The organism is Polaromonas sp. P3_C2, from assembly GCF_056402675.1.
In genome coordinates this window covers 1-569 of the sequence record NZ_JBFUGX010001250.1, presented here as the reverse complement: position 1 = coordinate 569, position 569 = coordinate 1, and the positions used below count along the sequence as shown (strand labels likewise).

The window sequence follows — 569 nt, the reverse complement described above, 5'->3', positions numbered from 1 at the left end:
GGCTTACACCACTCACCATGCCTGGCCTTAAGCAAAACCTCACCAGCAAACGAACCGAAGGCATAGATGGACTTTGCTACCTGTTCCATCTTGGCACCGCCGGTTTTCCATTCTTCCAGAACGGAGTCGACTCGGCGCAGTGTGGATGGGGCAAAGGAGGAAATGTCGACGGCGTAGATCTTTTGCGTCATCCGAATGGCATCGTTGGTATATCCATCTACTGTTTCGACGGATGGCTGAAAGTGCAATGGAATCAATGTTTTCCCCTGAGGATTGTGTGAAATCTAACGTTTGACATGAGGGGCGTCCTGACCGACGCGAAGTGACGGGCAAGACGTCCGCTCGACAGAGGGTTAGGCGTCATTCTCACAGCGACGCCGACTTCTCAAGTTCCAGGTTGCCCTCGATGAACTTGAGCTTGAAGACAAGCCGGGAGATGCGCCATCTGTCCGGGAACGGCAGCAACTGCAGTTCGTACGTGCCCACGAAGATGCGGCTCTTCAGGCCGATTGCTTTGCCCCGGTGGTGGAAAGCCACGCCGTGGCATCTGACAAGCGCTTGATTACCAC

Annotated in this window: 2 protein-coding genes; both read right to left on the bottom strand. The window is 54.7% G+C overall.

Going from position 1 to position 569, the window contains the following annotated elements:
* A partial coding sequence (locus tag AC1DWI_RS25900) for a hypothetical protein (RefSeq protein WP_477726292.1) occupies window positions 1–257 on the bottom strand: 257 nt, incomplete at its 3' end.
* A gap of 109 nt (window positions 258–366) precedes the next feature.
* The coding region (locus AC1DWI_RS25895; RefSeq protein ID WP_477726291.1) for a nuclear transport factor 2 family protein at window positions 367–569 on the bottom strand (203 nt) is incomplete at its 5' end.